This window comes from Geobacillus sp. C56-T2 (assembly GCF_007829715.1).
Lineage (GTDB): Bacteria > Bacillota > Bacilli > Bacillales > Anoxybacillaceae > Geobacillus > Geobacillus icigianus.
This window is the reverse complement of the sequence record NZ_VJWB01000001.1, coordinates 1,413,758-1,437,196: the sequence shown is the minus strand read 5'-3', so window position 1 is coordinate 1,437,196 and position 23,439 is coordinate 1,413,758. Positions and strand designations below refer to the sequence as shown.

22 protein-coding genes and 1 pseudogene are annotated in these 23,439 nt (G+C 47.9%); 4 read left to right on the top strand and 19 right to left on the bottom strand.

The window, feature by feature from the left end:
- The 9 genes from GC56T2_RS07220 to GC56T2_RS07180 all read right to left on the bottom strand — a co-directional run bounded on the left by GC56T2_RS07220 (window position 1) and on the right by GC56T2_RS07180 (window position 8,511).
- Entirely contained in the window at window positions 1-861 is an 861-nt protein-coding gene (locus GC56T2_RS07220; RefSeq protein ID WP_144974110.1) for a branched-chain amino acid ABC transporter permease, read from the bottom strand.
- Between the two features lie 87 nt (window positions 862-948).
- A complete protein-coding gene (locus GC56T2_RS07215; RefSeq protein WP_144974108.1) occupies window positions 949-2,181 on the bottom strand; it encodes an ABC transporter substrate-binding protein in 1,233 nt (410 codons plus the stop codon).
- A gap of 235 nt (window positions 2,182-2,416) precedes the next feature.
- Complete coding sequence (locus tag GC56T2_RS07210; RefSeq protein WP_031409969.1) at window positions 2,417-3,271, bottom strand: DODA-type extradiol aromatic ring-opening family dioxygenase; 855 nt, start codon at window positions 3,269-3,271, stop codon at window positions 2,417-2,419.
- 25 nt (window positions 3,272-3,296) lie between these two features.
- The gene (locus GC56T2_RS07205) at window positions 3,297-3,494 is read right to left on the bottom strand and encodes a 4-oxalocrotonate tautomerase (protein ID WP_222427768.1); all 198 of its coding nucleotides are present in this window, start codon (window positions 3,492-3,494) and stop codon (window positions 3,297-3,299) included.
- A 7-nt stretch (window positions 3,495-3,501) separates the two neighbouring features.
- Window positions 3,502-4,287, bottom strand: coding sequence for a 2-keto-4-pentenoate hydratase (locus GC56T2_RS07200; protein ID WP_144974106.1), 786 nt, complete (start codon window positions 4,285-4,287; stop codon window positions 3,502-3,504).
- Entirely contained in the window at window positions 4,284-5,315 is a 1,032-nt protein-coding gene (gene dmpG, locus GC56T2_RS07195) for a 4-hydroxy-2-oxovalerate aldolase (protein ID WP_144974104.1), read from the bottom strand. Before dmpG ends, GC56T2_RS07200 begins: the two co-directional genes overlap by 4 nt.
- Complete coding sequence (locus tag GC56T2_RS07190) at window positions 5,312-6,211, bottom strand: acetaldehyde dehydrogenase (acetylating) (protein WP_144974101.1); 900 nt, start codon at window positions 6,209-6,211, stop codon at window positions 5,312-5,314. The genes dmpG and GC56T2_RS07190 overlap by 4 nt, the downstream gene beginning before the upstream one ends.
- Window positions 6,212-6,228: 17 nt before the next feature.
- Window positions 6,229-7,014 (bottom strand): 2-keto-4-pentenoate hydratase, encoded by a 786-nt coding sequence (locus GC56T2_RS07185; RefSeq protein WP_172706499.1) that lies wholly within the window; start codon window positions 7,012-7,014, stop codon window positions 6,229-6,231.
- A 21-nt stretch (window positions 7,015-7,035) separates the two neighbouring features.
- Window positions 7,036-8,511 carry an aldehyde dehydrogenase gene (locus tag GC56T2_RS07180; RefSeq protein ID WP_144974096.1) on the bottom strand — a complete coding sequence of 492 codons (1,476 nt, stop codon included), beginning with the start codon at window positions 8,509-8,511 and terminating at the stop codon, window positions 7,036-7,038.
- A gap of 229 nt (window positions 8,512-8,740) precedes the next feature.
- On the opposite strand from GC56T2_RS07180, the gene GC56T2_RS07175 reads away from it, so the two are divergent.
- Together GC56T2_RS07175 and GC56T2_RS07170 are read left to right on the top strand one after the other, a co-directional pair.
- Window positions 8,741-9,544, top strand: a complete 804-nt coding sequence (locus GC56T2_RS07175) for an IclR family transcriptional regulator (RefSeq protein WP_031409984.1) — start codon at window positions 8,741-8,743, stop codon at window positions 9,542-9,544.
- Window positions 9,545-9,565: 21 nt separating this feature from the next.
- On the top strand, window positions 9,566-10,504 hold the full coding sequence (locus GC56T2_RS07170; RefSeq protein ID WP_144974094.1) for an amidohydrolase family protein: 939 nt from the start codon (window positions 9,566-9,568) through the stop codon (window positions 10,502-10,504).
- Between the two features lie 245 nt (window positions 10,505-10,749).
- On the opposite strand, the gene GC56T2_RS07165 is transcribed toward GC56T2_RS07170, so the two are convergent.
- Together GC56T2_RS07165 and GC56T2_RS07160 are read right to left on the bottom strand one after the other, a co-directional pair.
- Window positions 10,750-11,613 (bottom strand): fumarylacetoacetate hydrolase family protein, encoded by an 864-nt coding sequence (locus GC56T2_RS07165; RefSeq protein WP_031409988.1) that lies wholly within the window; start codon window positions 11,611-11,613, stop codon window positions 10,750-10,752.
- A 22-nt stretch (window positions 11,614-11,635) separates the two neighbouring features.
- A complete protein-coding gene (locus GC56T2_RS07160; protein ID WP_255516042.1) occupies window positions 11,636-12,871 on the bottom strand; it encodes a class I adenylate-forming enzyme family protein in 1,236 nt (411 codons plus the stop codon).
- On the opposite strand from GC56T2_RS07160, the gene GC56T2_RS07155 reads away from it, so the two are divergent.
- Window positions 12,860-13,993 carry an IS4-like element IS5377 family transposase gene (locus GC56T2_RS07155; RefSeq protein ID WP_015375695.1) on the top strand — a complete coding sequence of 378 codons (1,134 nt, stop codon included), beginning with the start codon at window positions 12,860-12,862 and terminating at the stop codon, window positions 13,991-13,993. The genes GC56T2_RS07160 and GC56T2_RS07155 overlap by 12 nt on opposite strands.
- Window positions 13,994-14,036: 43 nt before the next feature.
- On the opposite strand, the pseudogene GC56T2_RS07150 reads toward GC56T2_RS07155, so the two are convergent.
- Both GC56T2_RS07150 and GC56T2_RS07145 read right to left on the bottom strand, forming a co-directional pair.
- Window positions 14,037-14,438 (bottom strand): annotated as a pseudogene (locus GC56T2_RS07150) (AMP-binding protein); the annotation flags it as partial.
- Window positions 14,439-14,677: 239 nt separating this feature from the next.
- Window positions 14,678-15,772: a cupin domain-containing protein gene (locus GC56T2_RS07145; protein WP_144977128.1), complete on the bottom strand. Its 1,095-nt coding sequence runs from the start codon at window positions 15,770-15,772 to the stop codon at window positions 14,678-14,680.
- Window positions 15,773-15,986: 214 nt separating this feature from the next.
- Between GC56T2_RS07145 and GC56T2_RS07140 the strand changes: the two genes are divergently transcribed.
- Window positions 15,987-16,769 (top strand): IclR family transcriptional regulator, encoded by a 783-nt coding sequence (locus tag GC56T2_RS07140; RefSeq protein WP_144974091.1) that lies wholly within the window; start codon window positions 15,987-15,989, stop codon window positions 16,767-16,769.
- 165 nt (window positions 16,770-16,934) lie between these two features.
- Here GC56T2_RS07140 and GC56T2_RS07135 read toward each other — a convergent pair whose 3' ends face one another.
- The 6 genes from GC56T2_RS07135 to GC56T2_RS07110 form a co-directional block, all read right to left on the bottom strand.
- Complete coding sequence (locus tag GC56T2_RS07135; protein ID WP_144974089.1) at window positions 16,935-18,113, bottom strand: acetyl-CoA C-acetyltransferase; 1,179 nt, start codon at window positions 18,111-18,113, stop codon at window positions 16,935-16,937.
- An 18-nt stretch (window positions 18,114-18,131) separates the two neighbouring features.
- Window positions 18,132-19,673, bottom strand: coding sequence for a class I adenylate-forming enzyme family protein (locus GC56T2_RS07130; RefSeq protein ID WP_144974086.1), 1,542 nt, complete (start codon window positions 19,671-19,673; stop codon window positions 18,132-18,134).
- A gap of 28 nt (window positions 19,674-19,701) precedes the next feature.
- Entirely contained in the window at window positions 19,702-20,157 is a 456-nt protein-coding gene (locus tag GC56T2_RS07125) for a DUF3237 domain-containing protein (RefSeq protein ID WP_255516040.1), read from the bottom strand.
- Window positions 20,158-20,210: 53 nt separating this feature from the next.
- Complete coding sequence (locus tag GC56T2_RS07120; RefSeq protein ID WP_144974082.1) at window positions 20,211-21,563, bottom strand: MFS transporter; 1,353 nt, start codon at window positions 21,561-21,563, stop codon at window positions 20,211-20,213.
- A gap of 147 nt (window positions 21,564-21,710) precedes the next feature.
- Window positions 21,711-22,490: an enoyl-CoA hydratase/isomerase family protein gene (locus tag GC56T2_RS07115; protein WP_144974080.1), complete on the bottom strand. Its 780-nt coding sequence runs from the start codon at window positions 22,488-22,490 to the stop codon at window positions 21,711-21,713.
- Between the two features lie 73 nt (window positions 22,491-22,563).
- On the bottom strand, window positions 22,564-23,421 hold the full coding sequence (locus GC56T2_RS07110) for a 3-hydroxyacyl-CoA dehydrogenase family protein (protein WP_144974078.1): 858 nt from the start codon (window positions 23,419-23,421) through the stop codon (window positions 22,564-22,566).
- Window positions 23,422-23,439 lie beyond the last annotated feature (18 nt).

Below are 23,439 nucleotides of genomic sequence, written 5' to 3'. Positions count from 1 at the left end.
CTATACCACCTCTCTTCCAAACAACCCTTGCGGTCGAACGATAAGAACCATCATCATGATGAGGAACACGATCAACATAGACAAAGAGGGGAACCATACTTTTCCAAATGTTTCAATCACTCCGACTGCAATCGCACCAATAAACGAGCCCTTCCATGACCCCAGTCCGCCAATGACGACGACAATAAGGGACGTGACAAGAATTTCATTGTCCATGCCCGTATACATGCCGATCAACGGCCCGCCCAATACGCCGCTTAATCCTGCCAGCGCCGCTCCAAAAGCAAACACTCCAGTAAACACCAGTCCAACATTAACACCAAGTGCGCTAACCATGGCACGGTCGTCCACACCTGCGCGAATAATCGCTCCGATACGTGTTTTCGTTTCCAAGTACCATAGCAACCAAGCCAATAAACACCCAACCAAAACAACGAACAGCCGATACACCGGAAACTCCGTGCTTCCAATGGATAATGACCCACTCAACAAATCCGGTGTTGGAAGCGTATGCATTTCCGTACCCCATATCCATTCAACAGCATCGGCAATGATAAAACTTAACCCGAAGGTCAGCAACACTTGTTCAAGCTCTTTGCCATATACAGGCTTAATCAGCCATTTTTCCAGCACTAATCCCAATACAGCAGTCAAAAAAACAGCTAGAAGCAAAGAAATCCAAAAGCTTAGTTCATCATTGATAAACGTAAACGCAATATAAGCGCCAAGCATAAACAGCGTTCCGTGAGCAAGATTCACAACATTCATGACCCCAAGGATAATCGTCAAACCAGCGGCAATCATGAAATAGAGCATCCCATAGGCAACTCCTGTGAGCAACTGTGCTAGAATGGCAGACACCTCTCATCCCACCTTTTTTCTAAAATTTCAGTTCTATTGCTAATTTTTTAGGAAGGAGGAGATGACCATCTCCTCCTTGCTGGTGAATTAAAATGGTGAGTCCTCAGGCATCTTGACATTCTCTACGGTCTCCATGATTTGGGGAACGATGGCACCGTCTTTTAAAACATTTTTTGAAATATAGAAATTTTGAATTGGGTTATGTGTTGCCGGATCGATCGTAATTTTACCACGTGGGCTATCGAGAGAAATGCCTTTCAAGACTTTGATCAAATCCTGAGAGTTTAAACTTCCAGCTTTATTTATCGCTTGATCAATCGCTGCCGCTGAGTCGTATCCTTGGACGGCAAAAATATTTGGCAATTTTCCATATTTCTCTTTATAAGCTTCAACAAATTGTTTATTTTGTTCGTTGTCTAAGTACGGTGAATAGTTAATCCCAGCGATGATGCCTTCAGCCGCTTCCCCAGTAGGCTGAGTTAAAAGCTCATCCCCAAACTCCAGAGGACCTGTCAACGGAATCTTCCCTTTCAAACCAAATTCTTTATACTGAGTAATAAACCGAATGCCGTCGCTTCCAGTAAAGAACGCGTAAATGAAATCCGGTTTTTCCGCTGACGCCTGCTGAAGATACGGGGCGAAATCGTTCGTGTTCAACTTCGGATAAATTTCTTTCAAAACTTTTCCACCCGCTGCTTCAAAGGTAACCTTGAACGCCCGAAGCACTTCCTTCCCAGCTGGGTAGTCCGGAGCAAGGATAACGGCTTTTTTGCCGACTTGTTCTGCTAAATATTTCGCGGTGCTGCTACCGTTTTGCCAGTTCGAGAATGAGACACGGTAGACGTAATCGCTCTTTTTGCTCCACGAAAGATCATCACCAGCAGCGTTGGCATCGATTAGCACTTTTTTGTCCTTTTCGACTTCATCACGCAAGGCATACGCAACCGCTGAAGAAATCGGTCCTACAAGGATATCAGCTTTTTCACCATGAACTAATTGCCGATATTTACGCAAAGCCACCTGTGGGTTCGCTTCATCATCTTCCACCTTCATTTCAACCTTCTTTCCACCAAGCATCCCGTTATGCTGTTCTAAATACAGTTGAAAACCGTTGATGATCCCTTCGGATAGAGGAGCAAACGTACCGGTTTGCGAAAGAATAAAACCGATTTTGACCGATCCCCCTGAACCTCCTCCATTGCCCTTATCTGAACCGGATCCACTCGATGTGTTACTTTGCGCACATCCCGCCGTCATGAGCAAGGCGGCCATCACCATCATCCCCATTGCCCGTTTCCAAAACCCTTTCGTTTTCCTCATTCTTCTCGCCTCCTTTGGTTATTAAAGCGTTTTCATTTTTGTAAAATGAATCAATCACCAATCAAGAAAATGCAACCTATCCCCAGCGCATGCCACGGGATATATTGTAAATATTTAAAAGATTACAACTATTATATTAATGCAAAAGTTGTTGCGTATGAAAGCGTTGCATTCCTCTATATGAAACAAAACTAAAAGCAATGTTTTTTCAGCAGGAAACCAAATGAAACAACTTTCACGAGTGCTGTGCAGTCTGTTGCGGAACGTACAACGTCTTGTATTGGACAGGGGCAGGTTCGAACGTCATTACCACATTCCCACTGCCAGATGATTGGCCATACCCATAATAACGGCTGTGATAGTTTTCTTGAATGACACCAAGCAAGGCGGCCAAGTGGCGGCCTCCGGATTCAACACCGGCTGCTCGCGCGTATTGCGGAAGCATGTTCCAAGCGGCTCGCACACGATTGTTTTGTAAATATTGCAAAAACTCTCGGTCCAACGCCTGCTCGGCCAATGTCGGCAGCGCCTCGGGGCGCCGAACGAGGTTATGCGCTAACGCACCGCTACATACAAACATCGTCTTTTTCTTGCTTTCACGCAACACTTTGCCGATCACTTGTCCCCACGTATACGTTTCTTCCAAGTTGGCTGCCCACGTCACCGATAGACTAATAACAGCGATATCCTCATTTGGCACTAAGTAGCGAAGAGGAACGACCGTCCCGTAATCCCAAATGTACGTTGGATCGTTGACTTCAACGACCCGAAGCCCTGCTTCTTTCCCCACCTTCACAAGTTGTTTACCAAGCTCTTCATCCCCTGGATAATCGTAAGGGACATCAGCAATCAAATCCGGACATTCTACAGCGGTCAATATCCCCTTATGTCTTGGGGTGGCATCAACGAAATGGTCGAAACTTGACATCCAATGGCACGAGATCAAAACAAGGGTATCCGGTTTGACTTGCTCGACGATTTTCGCCACTTCGTGCATTCCTTTGACGAGTTCATGTTGAAACTCAGGAGTGCGATCCTCAAAACACATTCGCGGCGTATGCGGAACAAGCATGGCTAACTCCAAACTCATCGTGATTTTTCCTCCTCTTCCATTTTCATTGTTTATCGGACATTGGGATGCCGGCGACACCCCAATGAGATTTTGGTACTTCTGACACGATGACCCGCACGTTTTCCTTTGGCGAGCCTAAAACAGTGCTGATTGTATCAGTTACTTCGCGAATGACTCCTTGAATCTTTTCTTCCGGCCTTCCTTCGAGCAAATAGATATGAACAATCGGCATGCGGATCATCCTTTCCTTAATCTGTCGCTCGGAACGAAACCGTTCCTAATTGATCGAACTGGGCAAACACCACATCCCCTGCCACAAAGCGGACAGCTTCCGTCATCGCTCCAGCTAAAATGATTTCCCCAGCTTTCAGTCCTTCCCCTTTTCTAGACAGCATGCTAGCCAGCATGGCAATCGCGTTAGCTGGATGCCCCAACACCGCCGCACCAGCACCGAACGCCTTTCCTTCACCATTGATTGATAAACTCACTCCAAGCAAGTCGAGTTCAAGGGCGCTTGGAGAAACAAGGCGGCTTCCGAATACGACTCGGGATGAGGAAGCGTTGTCGGCAATCACATCCATCAGCGTAAATTGAAAGTTAGTATAGCGGCTATCAATAATTTCTAAAACCGGGATGATATACTGCGTTGCCTCTAAAATGTCTGCGGCGTCAATATTCGGCCCTTTAACATCTTCTTTTAAAATGAAGGCGATTTCCGCTTCCACCTTCGGATGGATCAGCTCATTCATGGCCACCGTCCCCCCGTTAGAGACGACCATATAATCGAACACATATCCGTAGATCGGCTCGTTCACCCCCATTTGCGCCATTTTCGCGGCGCTCGTCAATCCCATTTTTGGGCCGATGATGCGATAGCCGTTCTCCCGTTTCATCGCCACGAGCCGCTCTTGAACAGCATACGCCTCCTCAACTGTCATGTTTGGATATTGAACAGTTAGGCGAACAATTTCTCTCTTCTCATATTCAGCATTCAGAAGCTCCAAAGCGAGTTTTCCATAGTCAAGAGAGGTCATCGCCACTCTCCCTCCCCGACAGTAGCCTTTTGGCGTGCCATTTCAGCAGCGACATCGACAATCATATCTTCTTGACCGCCAACAACCTTTCGACGGCCAAGTTCGATTAAAATATCGCGGACATCGATGCCAAACATTCGAGCGGCCCGTTGCGCGTGAAGAAGGAAGCTTGAATAAATCCCCGCATATCCGAGAGTCAAACTGTCGCGCGTAATCTCCTGCGCTTTTGGCAAGATCGGTGCCACAAGCTGCTCGGCCAAATCCATCATTTTATACAAATCAATGCCGGTCGGAATGCCCATCCGATCCAACACCGCAACAAGCACTTCCGTCTGCGTGTTCCCAGCGCCAGCCCCTAAACAGCGAACACTGCCGTCAACGCGCGTCGCTCCTTCCTCGATCGCGGCTAATGTATTGGCCATCGCCAATGACAAATTGTTATGAGCGTGGAAACCAACCTCAATTCCAAGACTTTCCCTTAATGCCCGAACGCGCTCTTTCACTTCATGCGGCAAGAGGGCGCCGGCTGAATCTACGACGTAGACGACATCCGCTCCGTAGCTTTCCATAAGCCGCGCTTGATGGACAAGCACCTCCACAGGCGCCATATGCGACATCATTAAAAACCCGGCCGTTTCCATTCCAAGCTCCTTCGCTGCGGCAATATGTTGGGCTGAAATATCTGCCTCGGTCACATGAGTGGCAACGCGTACCATTTTCGCTCCTAAGCGGGCGGCCTGTTTCAATTCCTTAACCGTTCCGATGCCAGGAAGAAGAAGCACTGCAATTTTGGCCTGCCGACAAACTGCCACTGCTGTTTCAATCAGTGCAAATTCATCGGTACGCGACAATCCATACTGCAACGAAGACCCGCCCAAACCATCTCCGTGCGATACTTCAATATACGGAACGTTTGCTTCATCGAGCGCTTTGGCGATCATGGCCACTTGCTCCGTTGTATATTGGTGGGCGATGGCGTGGCTGCCGTCACGCAATGCCACTTCTGTAATCGTAATTGCTCGCTTCATCGTTTTCCCTCCTCAGCCAACAACTTCGACAGTCGATGTTTCGCGACTTCTTCCGCCACTTTCACCGCAGCGGCGGTCATAATATCCAAGTTTCCGGCATACTTCGGTAAATAATCGCCCGCTCCTTCGACTTCAATCATCACCGTCACCTTATTCCCTTCAATGATCGGACTTGTGCGCAACCGATAGCCGGGAACGTACGAACGAATGGTTTCTACCATTTCCTCGATCGAATCGCAAATTTCGCGCGCCGCTGCTTTATTTCCTTCCACAAGTGCATAAATCGTATTTCTCATCAAGATGGGTGGCTCAGCCGGGTTGAGAATAATGATGGCTTTTCCGCGCTTTGCCCCACCGATTTTTTCAAGCCCTCGAGCAGTCGTTGCTGTAAATTCATCAATGTTCGCTCTTGTCCCTGGCCCTGCGCTTTTGCTTGAAATCGTCGCGACAATTTCAGCGTAAGCGACCGGTTGGACGCGTCCAATGGCATGAACGATCGGAATCGTCGCCTGTCCACCACATGTGATGAAGTTAATGTTGGTTTCTTCTAAATGATCCGTTATATTAACAGGCGGCACAACAAACGGTCCAACGGCCGCCGGCGTCAAATCAAAGACGACCTTCTCGATCCGCTTCAACAGCTTTGCATGACGGATGTGCGCTTTCGCCGACGTCGCATCAAAGACGAAGTCCGCCCATTCCGGGTGTTCTAAAAACGTTTGAATGCCGCTGTCAATGACGCGATACCCTTTCTCCCGCGCCAGACGCAGCCCTTCCGACTGCGGATCGATCCCAATCACTGTCGTCAACTGCAACACATCCGAACGCTCAATCTTCAACATCAAGTCAGTTCCGATATTTCCAGAACCAAGAATCGCTACATTGATTTTCTCCACAGTCTCTCCTCCCTTACTTATGGCGCAAACTCGACCCGCACTTCCCCCAAATGGGCGAAGCGAGCGAAAAACACATCGCCGGGCTCGACGCTCACCGCTGCCGACAAAGCGCCGGATAAAATCACTTCTCCTGCTTTCAACCCTTTTCCATATTCATGGAGCTTGTTTGCCAGCCAAGCGACACAAAGCGCAGGATGTCCGAGCGCTGCGGCCCCAACGCCCGTATTGGCCAACTTCCCGTTTCGGTAAAGAGCCATGCCGATTTGCGCAATATCAACGGCGTGAACAGGCAACCGTTTTTCCCCCAAAACATAAAGTCCCGATGAAGCGTTATCGGCGATTGTATCCTCAAGACAGATATTCCAATCGGCAATGCGGCTGTCAACGATCTCCAGCGCCGGGACGATATAATCCGTCGCCAGTAGCACATCAATGACAGTCACGCGCGGGCCAACTAAGTCACGTTTTAAGACAAACGCAATTTCCGCTTCCACCTTTGGCTGCAACACCTGCTCCCACGAAACAACCCCACCGTTTTCCACCGCCATATCATCAAGCAAATGGCCATAATCCGGCTGGTCAACCCTCAACAACTGCTGCATCGCCTTAGAGGTCAATCCGATTTTCTTGCCGACAATCTGACGCCCTTCCTTTACTTTTTGTTCAATTGTCCTTAATTGAATTTGATAGGCGTCATACACGGTTAGCGCCGAATCGAGTGTCGTCAAGGGAGAGAGAGGACGTCTCTCCCTCTCAGCAGCCAGCAGTAACTTGGCATAATCGTTCCACTTCTTCACCATCATCACCTCCTTCGGTCATCGCGGCTAAAGCTTAATGCAAATATTCGTCAACTCTGTATAAAACTCAAAGCTATGCATGCCTCCTTCACGCCCAATGCCGCTTTGTTTCATGCCACCAAACGGTGTGCGCAAATCCCGCAAAAACCATGTATTTACCCAAACGATTCCGGCTTCAATACGCGCCGCCACCCGGTGAGCCCGACGCAAATCGTTCGTCCAAATCGTCGCGCTCAATCCATAGTGGGTGTCGTTCGCTTGGGCGATCACCTCCTCTTCTTCGTCAAACGGCATGACCGTCACCACCGGGCCGAACACTTCTTCCCGGACGATGCGGCAATTTCGGTTGACACCGACAATAATGGTCGGTTCAAGGTAATATCCTTGAGCCAGGCCATCCGGTCGCTTACCTCCTGTTAGAATACGACCACCTTCCTCCTTTGCTAGCTCGATGTAGCTCATCACCCGTTCATAATGCTCTTCGCTGATGAGTGCGCCGACATTGGTTTTCGGGTCAAACGGATCGCCGACAACAAGTTCTCTCGTTTTCGCTACAAATTTTTGCAAAAATTGTTCATAAACCGGACGTTCTACATAAATTCTTGATCCGCAGAGACACACTTCTCCTTGGTTCATAAAACTCGATTTCAACGTTGTCTCGATCGCTTCGTCCAAATCTGCATCGGCGAAAATGATGTTCGGATTTTTCCCCCCCAACTCGTAAGACAGCTTTTTTAACGATTTCGCCGCTGCCGCCATAATGACTTTCCCTGTTGTTGTCTCTCCGGTGAACGTAATAGCATCAACATCTGGATGCTCGCTCAACGCAGCCCCTGCTGAGTTCGGGCCAAACCCATGGACAACATTCACCACGCCATCCGGCACCCCGGCTTCTTTGCAAATTTCCGCCAGTACAGTTGCAGTGAGCGGCGTCCATTCCGCCGGCTTGATGACGGCTGTATTCCCACCGGCCAAACACGGGGCGAGCTTCCATGTCAACAACAGCAATGGCAAATTCCACGGATTGATCAACCCGACGACCCCAACAGGCCGACGGATCGAATAGTTGATAGCTACCTCATCGGTTTGATACGCTTCCGTGCCAACCGAACGCAAGTAGTCGGCGAAAAAATGGAAATTATACGCTGCACGCGGAATATCCAACGTGAGGGAGAGCGAATATGGCTTTCCTGTATCAAGCGACTCGAGGCGAGCCAATTCCTCTTTGCGCTCTAAAATGAGATCACCGATACGCCGCAAAACTGCGATCCGCTCCCCTGTCGTCATCCGCTTCCATGGACCATCCAATGCTCTTCTTGCAGCGGCTACGGCCAAGTCAATCTCTTCTTTTCCTCCTTCACAGACAGTGCCGATCACTTCTCCCGTAGCGGGATTGATATTTGGAAACACCTTTCCGCTTTTTGAAGGCAAAAACCTCCCATTGATGAAATGTTGACAGTCAAACGCTTTCACTTTCTCACTGATCATTGCTTCTGTTTGCATTCAATGTCTCCTCCCTTGTCAGAAAGCATCGAAATCAAAGAATTTAGAATCTTTTGTCCCCATCATAATGATTTGTTGTACCGTATACAACACTAATGTTCTTTTATATGAAACAATAAAAATTTTTTTATTTTTATTCTTTGCTATATTTTCAAAAATCATGTTCCCTATGTTATGATATAAGAAATATTGTTCTTTTATATGAAACTCTAAAAAGGAGCTGCATTCGATGGCACGCAATACAGAAGACTACTTGCTTTCATCCGTCAAAAACGCTCTCCGCATTTTGCGTAGCTTCTCACTGGATGAACCGGAGAAGAAAGTGACCGAATTAGCCTCTTCCCTTGGATTGTCAAAAAGCACTGTCAGTCGTCTTCTTCACACATTAGCCAGCGAAGGATTCGTCACGAAAGATCCGGAAACGCAAAAATATCGGCTTGGCTTGACCATTTTGCAACTAAACACGGTGCTGACATCCCATTTAGAAATCAACCGAGAAGCGCAACCGATACTGGAAAGGTTGGTCGACGACTTGCGGGAAACAGCGCATCTTGCCATGCTTGATGACCAGAGTGTGATTTACATTCACCGAGTGGAAAGCCGGCAACCTGTTCAAGCTCTTTCACACATTGGTCGAAGAAACCCTCTCCATTGCACCAGCTCAGGCAAAGTGCTGCTCGCTCATCAAAAAGATGAGGATATTGAAGCATACATCGAGCAAGGATTGACGCAGTTTACGCTGAATACGATGACCGACCCCCACGTGCTGCGCGAGGCATTGTATGCCATTCGCCGCCAAGGTTACGCCGTTAGTATCGAGGAACTCCGTGAAGGGGTCGCTTCCATCGCAGCACCGATCCGCGACTACACCGGAAAAGTCTCCTACGCACTCAGCGTGATCGGGCCGATTCACCGTTTTCATCCATACGATCCTACGGTCATCGCCAAAGTAAAACGCGCAGCAAGTGAGATTTCGGAAAAAATCGGCTATTGGCCGTCGTCACCGCCAACGAAACAGCCGACGATACCATGATGTAGAAAGGAGAAGAAAACGATGGAAAAACGTTTTGATGTCCATACGCACTTCATTCCACCGGAAGTAATGCAGTGGCTGAGAGAAGAACAAACCCACATTCCTGTTCATTGGGATGACGCGGAAAAAATGTTGACTATCAACCATCAGTGGGGATTTCGCCTAAAGGAGGAATTCATCGATCTCCATGCTTACCTCGAGGCGCAACGGCGGGCGGACGTTTTCCATTCACTCCTCTCTCCCATTCCGCAGCTGTTTTTATACAACGTGGAAGCCGCCGTCACCAATGAGCTGGCACGCCTTTACAACGATGCGCTGTGCCGATTGGCGTCAAACCACCCTGATCGTCTGTCGGCTTTGGCAACAGTGCCGCTCAATCATCCGGAACAAGCAGCCTTGGAATTGCGCCGGGCCATGAAAAACGGCTTAAAAGGGGCAATTATCGGCCCCTCTGTCGAACAGAAGCTCCTCACCGACGATTCATTCATCCCATTTTGGGAAGAAGCGGATGCGCTAGACGCCATTCTATTTATTCATCCGCTTCTTTGCGACGACCCACGCCTGAAAGGCCGGCGAATGACAAATTTGATTGGCGTCCCTTGGGAAACGACCGTTTGCGCTGCCGATTTACTGCTTGGCGGCTGGCTCGACCGCTACCCGCACGTCCGCATTTTATTGGCCCATGGCGGCGGCTTTCTTCCCTATCAAATCGGACGGTTGCAGAAAGGGTATGACGTATGGCACCCAGTGGCGTCTTCACTGCAAGCTCCGCCGCTCGACTATTTGCGCCGTTTTTGGTTCGACACCGTTGTTTGGGATCATCGCGTGCTGCAGCTATTGCTCGACCTCATCGGCCAAGATCGGGTGCTTCCGGGCTCAGATTTTCCGTTCGATTTATCACAATGGCCGCCTGTGCAGTCAAGCCTTGAAACCGTTCAGGCTTTCTTAGGCTTGCCATAAAGGAAAACAAGCAAAAAGGGGACGAATGTTCTTTGTCGTCCCCTTTGCCTCGTCTACATTACCATTTTAAAACAATATTGTTCATTGTCCATGCCTAAATCAATGACCACGCCTAAAAATGTCTACTAAATGCGGCAACATAGTTAACGTTCGATCAATGTAAGAAACAACCCAACCTAAAAAGAACATTAGCCATATGGTACCGCTGCCAACCTTTCTCCATAAACCATTCCTCCCTTCCTCGTTTACCGCAATACAGCCGTATTAGAGGCTAAGGCAACATGAACGGAGTATCCTCCGACTCCCTCGATTTCCATATGGATGACATCCCCATCATGAATCGGTCCAACGCCATCCGGTGTTCCTGTCGTAATGACATCGCCCGGTTCAAGCGTCATAATGTGCGAATAAATTTCCACCAACTCGGCGACAGAACAGATCATTTCCTTTGTGTTGACCTGCTGCCGAACCTCTCCATTGACTGTCAGCACCATATTGACGTTGTTAGGGTCGGCAATTTCCTCTTTCGTCACGATCCACGGCCCCATCGGTGTAAACGTATCAAATGACTTGCGCAAACACCGTTCCTCGTGGTGCGTTTCATCCGGACGCATCGTGACATCGATCAACCCGGTGTAGCCAAATATATAATCGTAGGCGTTTTCCGCTTTGACATTTTTTGCTGTTTTTCCGATAACAAATGCGAATTCCAGCTCATGGTCGAAACGACGGTTCGGATCCGGCAAAACAATCGTGTCGCCGGGCCCGATAATGGAAGAAGGCGCTTTCAAGAAAAAGCCTAGCCCTCTTGCCGTATGCTCCACTTTCATTTCCTTTTGGTGGGACACGTAGTTAACAGGAGCCGCAACGATTTTCCCCGGCTTTTTCACCGGCTGGCGCAGCCGAACATCCGCTAACGCATAAGCCGGACATTCGTATAAATGGTTTTCAATTTGCGGATAATAGGTGTCAAACTCGGCAACCAGCTGTGTCATTGGACAGAAACCAACCCCTTGATGCAGACGGCCGAACAGTCGGCTTCCAATCTCATAAATGACATCATCCACAATGACCCCAAGCTGAAAGTCATTAAACAGCGCTAGTTTCATATAGTTCATTCACTCCTTTTTCCTACTGGACTCCCGTCTGCGCGTATTGCTTGCGCAACATTCCTTTGCTCACCTTTCCTGATGCTGTCGTCGGCAGCTCGTCAATGATTTTTAAATATTCAGGTAGCTTATATTTTGCCATGCCCGCCTTAAGCAAATATTGCTGCATGTCCTTGAGTGAAAATGTCGTTCCTTCTTTCAAGGACACAATCGCACAGCCGCGCTCTCCAAGCCGTTCGTCGGGAACGGCGATCACCGCTGCTTGGCGAATATGCGGATGCGAGAGCAAGACTTCCTCAATTTCCGCGGCATGTACTTTCAACCCACCGCGATTGATAATGTCTTTTTTTCGGCTGACATAGTGGAGATAGCCTTTCTCATCTTTCCACCCTAAATCTCCAGTGAGAAAAAAGCCGTCTTTGGTCATAAATTGTTGAGTCGCAGCTTCGTTTTTATAATATCCTTTGAAGAGTGAACGACCTCGAAAACCGATCTCTCCTACTTGCCCGTTCGGCAACGGTTGCTGATTCTCATCAAAAATGCCGATTTCCCCTGTTGGGCACGGCCGGCCGACCGTATCGGAAGCGAGATAAGGCTCATCATTCGGCCGCGTAAATGATCCCGCTCCAATTTCCGTCATCCCCCACTGAGCAGCGACGCTACAACGGAAACGCTGACGGAACGATTCGACCATCCAAGACGGAATTTTTGTTCCCCCGGTTAAGACAAGACGCAGTGTTGAGGGATATTCTTTTGTTTCATCCGTTCCTTTTAATATATCAATCAAATGGGCAGGTGCAGCTACACAAAAGGTTACTCCGTGCTGGCTGAACGCATCTAAAACGTGCTCAACTGAAAATTGCGATAGCATGACTTGAGCAGCACCGTTATAAAGGCTCATTAAAATCATTGGTAAAGAAAACATATGGCTCATTGGGGTCAAACAAAGAACAACGTCATCATCCGTCAGCCCGTACTCCCGCCCATTGTACAAATGGGCGGGAATAAATGTCTCATACGTATGGATGACTGCTTTTGGATCAGACTCCGTTCCCGAGGTAAACATCATGATCATTGGATCATCTGGCGAAATCATGTCGTCATTCACTGAAAGCCCGTTACCTGTCAACAACGACTTGAAACCAGGCGTGTTGATTATCCAATAAAATCCAAAGGGTATAGAAAAAAGAGCACCTTTCCTGTAGAATGTGAGTAGCGACACAAACAAACCCAGGAGGTGCTCTCTATGAACAAGCATACCACACTCCCGAATTTGATGCAAAAACTTGTTTCGGATGAAGAGATTCAACTGATTGCCGAAGCGGTTGGGTATCGTGATTCGTCTCGAACCTTTACGTTGCGCGAGTTGATTCACTTCTTCCTGCTGGCCGCCATGCATCAATGGAAAAGCTTTCGCCACGGAGCCGATGTGGGGCCTCTGTATGGATTGCCGCGATTCCATTATTCAACTGTATCCAAGAAAGCGAAAGAAGTTCCCTATGACATCATGAAACGCTTGTTGGCGTTGATCATTTCCAAGTGCAACCGCCAAACCCGCCGTTCGCTTCGGTTTCCCAAACCGCTTCGGGTGGTGGATTCGACGACCGTCACGGTCGGGAAAAACCGCCTGCCATGGGCGCCGTATCACGGCGAACGCGCCGGAGTGAAGCTGCACGTCGCGTATTCGCCGGAATCCTCGTTGCCGGCAGACGTGGTGGAAACCATCGGACTGCGTCATGATGGCCCGGTGGGAGAACAGTTGACGAACGCTCAACAAGTGCTGGTGGAAGACCGGGCGTATTTCAAAATCGAACGCCTCGATCGATTTGTGGAGCAGCATCAGCTCTTTGTCATTCGGATGAAGGACAACATCGAACTTCATCAGAAAAAAAGCTTGAAACGCCTTTCCAGCACATCCTCATCGGTTCAAGCCGACTTCACGTGCCAGTTGGGGACGAAACAATGCCGCTCCACCAAGCGTCACCGGGTGGTGATCTTTCGAGATGCGAATGGCCGCGACATTCGGGTCGTGACGAACCTCTTCCATGCGTCTGCGGAAACCATTGCCGACATGTACCAACAACGTTGGACTGTTGAGGTCTTTTTCCGTTGGGTGAAGCAATATCTGAATGTCCCGACCTTGTTTGGCACGACGGAAAATGCGGTATACAACCAACTGTTTGCGGCGTTCATCGCGTATGTGTTGCTGCGATGGCTGTATGATCAAACCAAAAAACAGACGAACGTCTCTCTTTCCTTCATTTCGTTCGTTCGCCGTTTTTTCTCTGGGCAGCTTCCTCTCGATTGGAAATCCGGGATGGCCGCTGCTTTGTTTGAGTATGCCCAAATTTATGGAAGGCGTATGTATAATTTTGGATAATCAACACTCGTGACTTGAAACTATAGTGATCAGGATGCTTTCTCTCCCCAACGATGATGATATGTTGCAACGTTGGAATCGTTTGCCGGAGCGATTCCATCATTTTCGCATGATTAAATCCTTTCCATTCGTCAATGGCAATGACCGCTTTAACATGGGCAAACGAAAACATAAACGACAGCTCTTTTTGTCGATACACTAAATTGATAGGTACCATAATGGCTCCAAGACGTGCCAAAGCTAAATGAGCTATCACAAATTCCCAGCTATTTGGTAACTGTACAGCCACGGCGTCACCTTTTTGCACACCTAAACCTCTCAACCGCTCCGCCAGCCGCAAAAATCGTTCGTTCACTTCCACAAAAGACAGTACATGCTCTCCATCAATCAGGGCGGTCTTCTCCCCATAACGGGTTGTCGCATGATCCACAATGTCTTGCACCATATTCGGTATTGGAACCTTCAACCGCACAACCCTCCTGTTTTTGATTGGCACATTACAGACAAAAATCGTCTTTATCATTTATTCATTTAAATCGCTAAGCAAGCCGCTTATCAAGCTCGTTTCTCAAATAGATAAGCCTTGTCAGATCAGGATCGCCTTTCAAACGCTCCCCCATTGCTCAAGAGAAACAACCGTTTTTCACCAGCCTTCTAGGCACATCTTGAGAAAATGTGTATATACTAGATTTGGGAAAGTGGCTCGAACACATCAACGATAGATTGATAACCACCGTTTTTGTCATACTCCTCTTCCCTTTCCAAATCAAGCTTCTCCATAATTGGCAGATCATTAATGGAGAATAAATGAGCGTCTCCCTCTCCTGTATTGACATGCTCATGCCAACTCCAAGGCGGTAAAATGAAGAAATCACCTTTCGCCCATTCAAATTTGACACCGTTGATAATCGTGTATCCTTCACCGTCAAGAACGTGGTACACGGCGCTGTGGACATGGCGATGCGCCTTCGTGTGCATACCAGGAGTTAATTTTTGCATTGTTGTCCCAATACGCAAATCTGCTGATCCCCCTGTCAATGGATTGATGTAATCGACCGCATAACCGTCATAGGGATCAGGATCAAGTTGGGATAAATTCTCAAGTACTTGTTTCGTTGTCTTCCATTTATAGGCGATCAACGGAGATGGGTAGCCTTTTCGCTTCCGGTCGGAAACCGGACGCAGCGCTCCCGTTGCATATTTGAACGTTGAACCGTTGTGAGGGGCGACAACCGGGAATACATCTTCGGAATACGGTTCAAAGAACGAACCAGCAAAATTTCTCACCAATCCGACGTCGAGACCATCCATCCAAATGACCGGTTCCGTTCCTTCGTGACCGTGATCATGCCACGTCCATGCCGGGGTCAAAATCAAATCCCCGCGCTCCATATATGTTCGTTCGCCATCGACAGCCGTATAAGCCCCTTCACCTTCAATAATGAATCGGATCGCCGATTGGCTATGGCGATGTGCGGGTGCCACTTCGCCCGGCAACAACAGTTGCACTCCAACATACAGCGTGTTGGTCGAATAACCGATTAGACCTCGTTTCAATAGCGATGGATTCTGCAAATAAACGACTCGCCGCTCGCTCTCTCTCCCTAAGCGAAGCAACTCTCCAGCCTCCAGCAAATGCTTGCGGATCGTCTCCCATTTCCACAAGTACGGAACAACTTCATGATCGGGCTCGGGCGTCACCATTTTACCGAGTTTTTCCCATAACGGACCTAAATACACTTGTTCCAACTCTTCATGAAGCCGCTCAAGCGCCCTCATTCTCGTATCCGCCATCATTCCCTCTCCTTCCAATTCATATAGTGAATTAACAATTCATTTTTACACTTTAAATGATATAACAAACCTAAATACTTGTCAAACTATTTAGAATATAAATAAAAAAATATTCAATCTTCCCTCCAGCCTGGGCATCAATCATCGCTTTATGTTACAATGATGGACAGAGGTAAAATCGCTGCAGAGGAGCGCAATCATGAGAAAGGTAAATGTGGAGACAATTCGTTCAGTGGAACGAGCGGTTCAAATCTTGAACTGTTTTAGTTTTGAACGTCCGAGCCTTCCTATCGAAGAGATCGTCGCGAAAACAAAATTAGCGAAAGCTACCGTCTACCGCCTGTTATGGACGCTCGAAACGCAAGGGCTGATCCATTACGACCAAAAGGAAAACGTATACCGCCTCGGTTATAAAATGCTGGAATACGGAGGAATCGTTCTCGAAAACCTGGATATGCGGCGCGAGGCGGAACCGTTTTTGCATGACTTGCAGGCGCAAACTGGCTACACCGTTTTGTTTGGGGTGCGCCAACAAGACAGCTTGCAATATGTCATCCGTCTCGACAGCGATGATGGCTTTCAGCCCCGCTCATACATTGGACGTCGGCGCGTTTTGCACTACGGGGCGCTTGGAACGACCATTATGGCATATTTGCCTGATGAAGAAACAAAGGCAATTCTCGAAAAATATCCATTAGAAGCTCATACGCCGAACACGATCGTGGATAAACATCAATTTCTCGAGCGTTTGCGTGTCATTCGCAAAAACGGATTTTTTGTCGACAGGGATGAAACATTTATCGGTTTCACAGCGGTTGCCGCACCCGTTTTTGATCGAACTGGCATCATCGGCGCTATCGGACTGGCTGGTGCCACATTTAAAATGGCCGAGACATTGCCTGAGCTGATCCGTCAAACGGTCAATACGGCCCGACATATATCGAAACGGCTTGGACATCTTCCCCATCCCCCCTCCGCATAAAAAGTGTCTTCTTTTCCACTTCATTAATGCGTTATATAAAATCAGGCGGTTTTTCCTGTTGGGCATGGAAAAACCGCCGTTACGACTCATTTGCCAATTACCTTCCATTGTAAAAATACCGTCCTTATAATTCTTTTGCGAGCTTACAAACTTTCTCTTAGCCTATTACAGTCTCTCCCAAATCGCAGCAATGCCTTGGCCGCCACCAATGCATAAGGAAGAAACGCCGTATTTCTTTCCTCTTCTTCCTAATTCATAAACGAGCGTCAATGTGAGGCGCGTTCCCGAAGCTGCCAACGGATGACCAAGCGCAACTGCTCCGCCATTGACGTTACCTTTGTCGTCGTCAAATTCCAGTTCTTTCTGACAAGCCAAATATTGAGCTGAAAATGCTTCGTTGATTTCGATTAAGTCAAGGTCATTCATCGATAAATTCGCCTTGTCAAGCGCTTGGCGAATCGCCGGAACCGGGCCGATTCCCATGTACTGCGGCTCAACGCCGACGATTCCCCACGAAACGAGACGGGCGAGCGGCTTCAACCCACGCTTGGCGGCATAATCCTCCGAAGCGATAACGACTGCCGCAGCTCCATCGTTCATCCCACTGGCGTTTCCTGGGGTTACCACTCCATTTTCAAGGAAGCGCGGTTGAAGCGCCCTTAACTGTTCCAGACTTGTCTGGCGCGGATGTTCATCGGTGTCAACGACCGTTTTTCCCTTTTTTTCTCGTACGGTCACGGGGACAATTTCTTGGCGGAAATACCCGTTGGCCATCGCCGCAAGCGCCCGCTCATGGCTGCGGAGGGCATGTTGGTCGGCCTCTTCGCGCGTGATGTCATATTTTTTTGCTAAATTTTCTGCTGTTATCGCCATGCTACAACCACCAACGGTATCATACAGACCATCCCACAACCAGTCTTCCACCGTCGGACTGCCTAATGGTGTTCCCCAGCGCATACCTCGGATGACGTGCGGTACTTGACTCATGTTTTCGGTGCCCCCCGCCAGCACCACTTCCGCTTCCCCGGTTAAAATGAGGCGTGCCCCCATGATAATCGTCTCGAGTCCTGTTCCGCATAAACGGTTTACCGTTACGGCGGGCACATCGATCGGCACCCCGGCCTTCAAGCCAACATGGCGAGCGAGCAAGTGAGCATCGCGACTTGACTGCTGAACATTACCAAAGACGATATGATCGATTTCTTCCGGTTCAACGTTCGCCTTTTTTATCGCTTCCTTCGCTGCGATAGCTCCTAAATCGGTCGCGGAGATTTCACGAAACGAGCCGCAAAATTTGGCGAATGCAGTGCGTGCTCCTTCAAGCAGCACAATGTCTGTCCGCATATTCTTCCCTCCCAAGGTTTAACCCTCTTTGATCATCTCTCTTAATTTTCCTTTCTGAATTTTTCCGCTCGCCGTCGTCGGAAATTGGTCAACAAAAACCACTTTGTTCGGAAGTTTATAGCCCGCAACCAATGGACGCAAAAACTCGACAATGTCCGCCTCAGTTATATAAGACCCTTCCTTTGGTTGGATGACAGCGCAAACCTCCTCTCCCAACACCGGCTCAGGCAGACCGATCACTGCCGCGGCGAAGACACCCGGGTGCTGTTGCAAAATGGTTTCGATCTCTTTCGGATAAATGTTGTATCCCCCACGGATGATCAGCTCCTTTTTCCGACCCATAAACCGAATATATCCGTCCTCATCCATCATCCCGAGGTCGCCGGTATAATACCAACCTTCCTCGTCAAGCACTTCCGCTGTTTGTTCCGGCATGTTGTAATATCCTTTCATGACACCAAACCCTCGGCAGGCAATTTCACCAATTCTCCCTGGCGGCAGCACCTCTCTCCGTTCATTCACAATCTTCACCTCATTTCCTTCCAATGCCTTGCCAACCGTTTCAAATATTCGGTCTTCTTTTGCCTCAAACGGGGTGATCGTAACAGAGCCAGTCTCTGTTGTCCCGAATGATATGCATAATACCATTCCCATTTTTTCACGCACCGCTTTCACTGTTTCCAATGGACAAATATCAGCTCCCGTCATTCCCGCGCGCAATGACGACAAATCAAATGACTCATTATTCAACACATGCAACTCCATATGAAACATTGCCGGCACCGCATGATGAATTGTTACTCGTTCTTTTTCGATCAGTTGCAGCGCCTCTCTTGGGTTGTATCTTTCCTGCAACACCATTTTTGCTTGGCTGTACACAGCAGACATCAAGTTGCACGCCATGCCAAACACATGGAAAATCGGTGTACAAATAAGAAACACATCATCTTGACGGCACTTCAAGTTATCTGCAATGGCCATACCTGATTGGACGATGCCGCGATGAGTCATCATCACCCCTTTTGGGATTCCAGTCGTACCTGATGTATATAAAAGACAAAACAAGTCATGCTGCGGGTCGATTGCCACTGTACGCAACGGTTGATCAGTTGCATAGGATCTAAGTTGTTCCAAGGAAAGGAAGCCCGATTTGACAAACCGAACGGTGATGATCTGATTAACAATGGTCTGAATGAGATTCAATCCAATATGCTTTTCGATTTCCTCACATACAAACACAGTCCTCATTCCAGAATTTTTTATAATATGTTCGACTTCGTGCTGTCGATATTTCGGATTAAAAGGAACAACGATCGCCCCTATTTGGGAGATAGCAAAAAATAGTTGAACTGTCTCAAGCCAGTTTGGTAAACAAACGCCTACTCGATCTCCTTGTTTAATGCCGAGTGCGATCAACGCTGATGCTAACTGTCGTACTTCTTTATACAACTCACCATAAGTCATCCGATGACGAAGGTCATAAACAGCTTCTCTAGATGGATTGTCCGCCGCCGCTCGCTCCAACAATTGCGGAACAGACAAAACGCGAACTGTTTCCACCTCTCCCCATCCTCCGTTTCCCCAAAAGTTAGTTCACTTGATAAAACGCTACTTGTACTTCCGCTGGCTTCCGAATTCCTTCTCCAATAAATACCATTCTGTTAAAAAAATCATACCGACTATTCCGCACTTCAAAAGTAGGAGTCGTTTTAAAATAATACGAACCTTGTGGTACATCCTCGCCACGAAAAATTTTATCGATGATTTCTTGTGGTCCGTGTCGGTATCCTCTATTCACAACATAAATAGGTATTCCATCATCTGTCTCAATCACATAACAAGCAAGCAACTCTATGACTCCATCTTTCCGAATCAGTTGATAGTCTGCTCCTCCTGAAAGCACACGTCCCCGCATCCTCTTTCCTTCAAACCTTCCACCGATAATCGGCACTATCCTCCGATAACCAAAACCAACTTCGCCGATCTCAATTGGCTTTCCTACTTCGACATAAGCCGTAAATAGGTGTTCAAACTGAATGTTCATTTTCTCCCTTCCCAATCCCAATTGCATTTTCTGCGGAATGCCGACAGCACATGTTATGAAACAGTAATCTGTTCATTGGCTAATTCAACCCGCTCCGCACGATAAACTGCATATTTTTCCTGTACACATAACACGGCAATTCCTCCTAATACTGCGGCACTAGCAATAGCTGCAAAGTTATATTGTGGCGACAAGTTCAAAGACAGCAAAAATCCAACAAACGTTGGTGCAACGATACCTCCTATCCGACCAAACGCCATCGTGCTTCCTAAGGCAGTGGACCGCATCGCTTCCGGATAATATTGGGAAACAAATGCGTTGGCAATGTTTTGGACACCGACCGAAGCCGCACCAATAATGGCAATGAGAACAAAAGCAATCATCATGCTGTTCGCAAAACCAATGAGTGATAAAGCAACCGCTCCGCAAAAGAATAAGGGAACAAGCACTTTCTTAAACCCCCATTTATTAACCAACGGCCCAAAAACAACGGTGCCAATGATCGCCCCAATTTGCATCACCGCTGTAAACACAAGGCTAGAGCTCAAATCATAGCCAACTTCCATCATTAGCCGAGGAAGCCATGTGTTCATTGAGTAAATGAGAACAAATGCACTGAAGCAAGATAGCCAAAACATTACAGTGCTAAACGCCCGCTTCTCTGTGAATAATTTCACGATAGGCAAAGAAGCTTGAGTCTTTCTTTCAGGCTTGACTAGTTCAATAGCACCATCATGGCGAATATGAGGATCAATCAAAGCAAGAACCTTTCGCGCTTCCTCTTCTCTTCCCTTCTCTAGAAGAAAACCAACCGACTCAGGAACACCTTTCATCAAAAACGGAAGCAATAATACCGGAATGCCTCCGATCCAATAAATAGGTTCCCATCCAACTGTCGGTAAGAGTGCACGGCTCGTCAACGCCGCGGCAATCGCACCAACAGAATAACCACAAAAAATCGAGGCAACAATGGCTGTACGAACTCGTTTCGGAAAAATTTCTGTCGCTAGGGCAATGACGTTGGGCATAACACCGCCAAGACCAATCCCCGCAATGATCCGAGAGATGGTAAATAAGGTTGGATTTGGAGCAAAGCCAGCAAGGAAAGTAAAAAAGCCGAACAAAAATGTAGTCAACAAAATAATTTTTTTTCGTCCCATCCGGTCAGCTAGCATACCAAATAATACTGCTCCAATGGCTGTTCCAATCACCGTATAACTCCCGATGGCGCCAGCTGTAACATCTGAAATTCCCCACTCCCGAATCAATAAAGGAACCGAAGCACCGTAAATCACTACGTCATACCCATCAAGCATGATCACTAAAAACAACCAAATCATAAGCCAAATGTGGAATGGGCGGATCGAACTATTATCGATCACATTAAACGGATGGATTTGTTTCACATGGATTCCCTCCCTGAATAGCTTTTGTTATCCGTTTCCTTCGGGATGTTCATTGAGCCCTCCTTTCCCAAAGGTAACGGATACTGATCTCAATCTATCAGCAACCTGTGTAAACATAAGATTTATTCTGTCAATTTCCAAAATAATCTATTTACCGCTAAAAACTGGCTTTCGTTTTTCAGTAAACGCTCGCATTCCTTCTTTTCGATCTTCAGTCACAAAAGCGTTTCCAAAGCAGGCAGTTTCCACCATCAACCCGGACTGCAAGTCAACATTAGCTCCCGTGTTGACCGCTTCTTTGAGCATACGCATGGCAATGGCCGGTTTTTTCGCCAATTTTCCGGCCCATTCTTTCGCCGTCGGCAAAAGTTCGTCGGATGGGACGACTTTGTTTACCAAATGAATAGAAAGCGCCCGCTGGGCATCGATCATTTCGCCGAAATAAAGCAATTCTTTCGCCACCCCTTGACCGACGATGCGCGGCAACCGCTGCGTCCCGCCGCCGCCCGGAATAATGCCGAGATTGATCTCTGGAAAGGCAAATTTGGCATGCTCAGAACAAATGCGCAAATCGCATGCGAGCGCCAATTCACAGCCCCCGCCGAGCGCCAGCCCGTTCACCGCTGCGATCACCGGTTTGGATGCGTTTTCAATTTTCAAAAATGCACTTCGCGATATTTTGTTCATTTCCATCATGCCGACCAAATCCAAGTCCATCATTTCATGAATATCGGCGCCGGCCACAAACGCTTTTTCCCCCGCTCCCGTAATGACCACCGCCCCAACCTGCTGATTGGCTTCGAGCTCATCGATTAAGGCGGATAGCTCTTGAAACACTTTTGTATTCAACGGATTGAGCGGAGGGCGGTGAATGGATACAACCGCCACTCGATTTTCGATTTCACACTGCAAAAATTCGTAGTTCACAACTCATTCCTCCTCTTCAAATTTTTAGAAACGTAGTTGTGGCGTATAGCCGACATCACCACCTCTCCGTTTATCAGACATCATCGTAATCATAAAACCCGGCTCCTGTTTTTCGGCCGAGCCTTCCTGACCGGACAAGCTGTCTGAGCAATAAAGGAGCGGCAAACCGATCGTCCTTAAACTCTTCGTAAAAATAGTCCATGACATGAAGGCCGATATCGACTCCGGCGAAATCTTGCAACGTAAACGGCCCCATTGGGTAGTTCAAACCAAGCGTCACCGCTTTATCGATGTCTTCCATCGAAGCCACTCCTTCCTCGACAAGGCGAATTGCTTCGATAAACTGCGGAATCATAATGCGGTTGACGATGAATCCCGGGGAATCTTTTTTCACCTCAACCGGCTCTTTCCCCAGTTTCCGGGCGAGTTCTTTCGCCTGTTCGACCGTTTCATCACTCGTTTTGTATCCGCGTACTACTTCGACGAGTTTCATCAGCTGCGGGGGATTGAAAAAATGCATACCAACAACTTGGCTTGGACGGTTGGTGGCAGAAGCGATTTCTGTGATGGACATGGATGATGTGTTTGTCGCTAGGATGGCATGTTTTGCTGCAATGTTGTCCAATTGAGAAAAAACTTCTTTTTTCACCTCCATGTTTTCGATGACCGCTTCAATAATGACATCCGCCTGTCTCATTTCCTGTAAGTTAGTTGATCCCTTCACTCGTTCTAGCGCTTCATGTTTTTGTTCGGTGGTCAGCTTCCCTTTGGCCACGCTTTTATCCATAAATGCTTCCATGCGTGAGCGCGCTTTTTGCAACATAGGCTCGTCAATATCTACTAAGATGACATTAAATCCTGATAACGCGGCTAAATTGGCGATGCCGCTTCCCATCGTACCAGCTCCCACGATTCCGATCGTTGCTGCCATTCGTCAAACCCTCCCTTG